At 43.0% G+C, this 3,139-nt stretch carries 2 protein-coding genes and 1 pseudogene; 1 reads left to right on the top strand and 2 read right to left on the bottom strand.

Going from position 1 to position 3,139, the window contains the following annotated elements; translation table 11 throughout:
• Both IQ230_RS26090 and IQ230_RS26085 read right to left on the bottom strand, forming a co-directional pair.
• Window positions 1-250, bottom strand: a pseudogene (locus IQ230_RS26090) (NAD(P)H-quinone oxidoreductase subunit H); the annotation flags it as partial.
• Between the two features lie 99 nt (window positions 251-349).
• Window positions 350-1,231: a helix-turn-helix domain-containing protein gene (locus IQ230_RS26085; RefSeq protein WP_193935078.1), complete on the bottom strand. Its 882-nt coding sequence runs from the start codon at window positions 1,229-1,231 to the stop codon at window positions 350-352.
• A gap of 377 nt (window positions 1,232-1,608) precedes the next feature.
• Between IQ230_RS26085 and IQ230_RS26080 the strand changes: the two genes are divergently transcribed.
• Window positions 1,609-3,045 carry a protein adenylyltransferase SelO gene (locus tag IQ230_RS26080; protein WP_193935077.1) on the top strand — a complete coding sequence of 479 codons (1,437 nt, stop codon included), beginning with the start codon at window positions 1,609-1,611 and terminating at the stop codon, window positions 3,043-3,045.
• The last annotated feature ends 94 nt before the right edge of the window (window positions 3,046-3,139 follow it).

The following is a 3,139-nucleotide window of genomic DNA, read 5'->3' as shown; positions in this document are numbered from 1 at the left end:
CGGCTTCATTGAACATTCCGGCAGCGTAGTCCCAGCGACTAACATAAGGAACGTACATGATATTGGTGCGGTTTTCCGCGATTTTTTCCATTCCACGGTGCAGATAGCCAATGACTGGCTCGCAATCAATGACATCTTCGCCATCAAGAGTCACAATTAACCTAAAACACCCATGCATCGAAGGATGGTGCGGACCCATGTTCAGCACCATAGGTTCCGTTCTCGTTTCAATTCTTTTAACGTAAGACATAAGTTAAGTGGGTAAAAATAAACTAGTAGCTATTACCTATTACCCATGACCTATTGCCTAACTGTCTTGTAACTTCGTCCGATTTTTTGTACGTTTTTGCTATTTTTGTAGGAGTTGTTTGGGGGTCACGCCTACTATACGTTTAAAATGTCGATTAAGATGGCTTTGGTTAGCAAAACCGACTTTGTAGGCAGTATCTGCGATCGCTTCACCTTGAAGAAGTAACGTTTTAGCACGTTCCACTCGAGTGCGAATTACGTACTGATGGGGAGTTAACCCCGTTGATTGTTTGAATAAGTGACAAAAATAATGCGGACTCATCTGCACCACGGCTGCAAGTTCCGCTAAGCCCAAATCTTGGTCTAAATAATCATTAATATAATCAATGACTTGCTGCATACGCCTTGATAAACCACCTGCATATTCACGCAAAACTGGTTTTCGTGCTGAGTAGTGCTGCAACAGATGAACGCTTAAAGCATTTGCCATTGTCTCTGCATAGAGACGACTTCCTTGATCGCTAGCAAGTACTGTTTTGAGTGATATTCCAATTTGAAAAACAAGTGGATCGGGTGTCGCAAAGTGTGGTATAAGTTCAATCTCTTCATAAGTTTCATCAACAGCACCAGCGAACGTATTTTTTTCAAGTGCTAAGAGAATAAAATCCCCTTCAGCATCCCAACTTGCCTGAGTTGAAACATGTGCAGGGGCAATAACAATATCTCCCCCATATACCGCATCGCGATGAAAGCGTCCATCTAACTTGCGATCTGCATGAATCGCATAGTTGCCATGCGTGAAAATAGCGATCGAGTGCCAACGCGGACTATACATCTCAGGAACTTCATACGCCGGCTGACACATATAACCCAGCACAATGCCATCCCAACCCGCTTGAAGACTTGTCAGAAGTGGTGGGCGCGGGAAAATCTGTAATACTTTATCTTCTCGATCAAGAACTAACGGGTTCTCGCTAGACATTACTTTAAACAAGACTGCATACAGTTTCCACTAAAAGTCTACTCCGATCGCACAGCTTTGACTGGATCGAGTTGACTCGCCCGCAATGCCAGAGGAAAACCCGCCCCGACACCAACCAAAAGTGCTGAACCTAGAGAAAGTACTGCTGTATTTACTTCAAATTCATAAGGAAAATCAAACGTGCGATCGCTACTGTCAATGCATATGTTGCCCCCAAAGCAACAGTGCCATTATTGGTAACGATGTTTGGAGGTGCAGTGGTTAACTTTGAAGTACCTACGTATGCGATCGCCGCTAGAAATCCTGCACGAATAGTGAGCTGGGCATATCCCGAATCGTGTTAGCTAAAGTTAGAGGATAGTCATGCTTTAACATCAATGAGTTTAGCCGATTTCAGTAACCCTTTCCTCGCGCTTAACTACGAACCCGCCTTAGAATCTTTGGGTAACGATTACTTTGACCAAGTTGTTGCAGCGGAGTTTCCTGAACACATTCTTCGCTTTCGCAATGATGCGCTACTACCAATACTAAAACTCGATCCGCAAGCAGTTACAGACGAACACTTAATCGAAGCTTTTGGCAAGTTCCAAGGACGCGAACCTTTGTTAGCCCTACGCTATCATGGCTACCAGTTTGGTCAATATAACCCGTATTTAGGTGATGGTAGAGGTTTTCTCTACGGACAAATACGCGGTACTGATGGAGAACTCTACGACTTTGGCACAAAAGGTTCAGGGACAACACCTTACTCGCGCAGTGCAGACGGTAGATTAACTCTCAAAGGTGGTGTGCGTGAAGTTCTAGCAGCGGAAGCTTTGCATCAAATGGGCGTGCGTACTAGTCGCTGTCTTAGCCTCATTGAAACAGGAGAAGCATTATGGCGCGGTGATGAACCTTCTCCGACGCGATCGTCTGTCATGATCCGTTTCAGCCGATCGCACATTCGTTTTGGTACTTTTGAGCGACTTTATTACATCGAACGTCCAGACTTAATTCAAAAGTTACTCGACCACGTTATCGAATACTACTATCCCGCAATTTGGGGCAAAACCGATCAATACTCGCTATTTTATGCAGAACTGGTCAAACGTGTTGCTGAACTCACAGCCCAGTGGATGGCAGCAGGCTTCTGTCATGGAGTACTCAATACAGATAATATGTCAATCACAGGTGAAAGCTTTGATTATGGTCCTTATGCCTTTATTCCCTCATATGACCCACTATTTACTGCCGCGTATTTTGACTACTATCGTCGCTACTGTTACGGCAGACAACCGAGTGTTTGTAAATTAAATTTAGAGCTTTTACAAGAACCCTTACAAGCTGTAATTTCCACTGAGGATATGGAAGTAGGCTTATCAACGTTTGACGAGCATTATTATGTAGAATACAGCAAATTAATGTTACAGAAATTGGGCTTTTCTCAGCTACCTGTTATTGAAGGAGAAGAGCTTTTACAAACAACAATTCAACTCTTACAAGAGACACAAGTAGGTTATCATGACTTTTTCAGTAAACTGACACACTATTTTTCAAGCCAGTGGCGAGAAGATGCCAATTTGATTTTGAATGAAATAGATATTTTACCTTGGGATAGCTCCTCTGAATTACTAGAAAACTGGCGAAACTTGTACCATAAATACTTAACTAAACTGCCTCAAGCTAAAACAGCAAATGTAGCAAACCAACTCCAGCAAAGTAATCCCAAAATTGCCTTACTTAGACCAGTCATAGAATCAGTCTGGGAACCAATCATCCAAGAAGATAACTGGCAACCATTTTACAGCCTATTGCAAGTTTATGAGGTACAGTAAGAGGAGTACACAAATGAAGTCTAATGAAACCGTACTCGCTCGACTTGCGAGAAAAAATAGTTAAGGCATACACACAAGGTGACACCTCAATCAG

Origin of the sequence: Gloeocapsopsis crepidinum LEGE 06123 (assembly GCF_015207655.1) — a bacterium.
GTDB lineage: Bacteria > Cyanobacteriota > Cyanobacteriia > Cyanobacteriales > Chroococcidiopsidaceae > Gloeocapsopsis > Gloeocapsopsis crepidinum.
This window is presented reverse-complemented; position numbering and strand designations above follow the sequence as displayed.

Coding starts and splice junctions, on each gene's coding strand:
- IQ230_RS26080 (WP_193935077.1), top strand. CDS start 1,609: ATGAGTTTAGCCGATTTCAGTAACCCTTTCCTCGCGCTTAACTACGAA.
- IQ230_RS26085 (WP_193935078.1), bottom strand. CDS start 1,231: ATGTCTAGCGAGAACCCGTTAGTTCTTGATCGAGAAGATAAAGTATTA.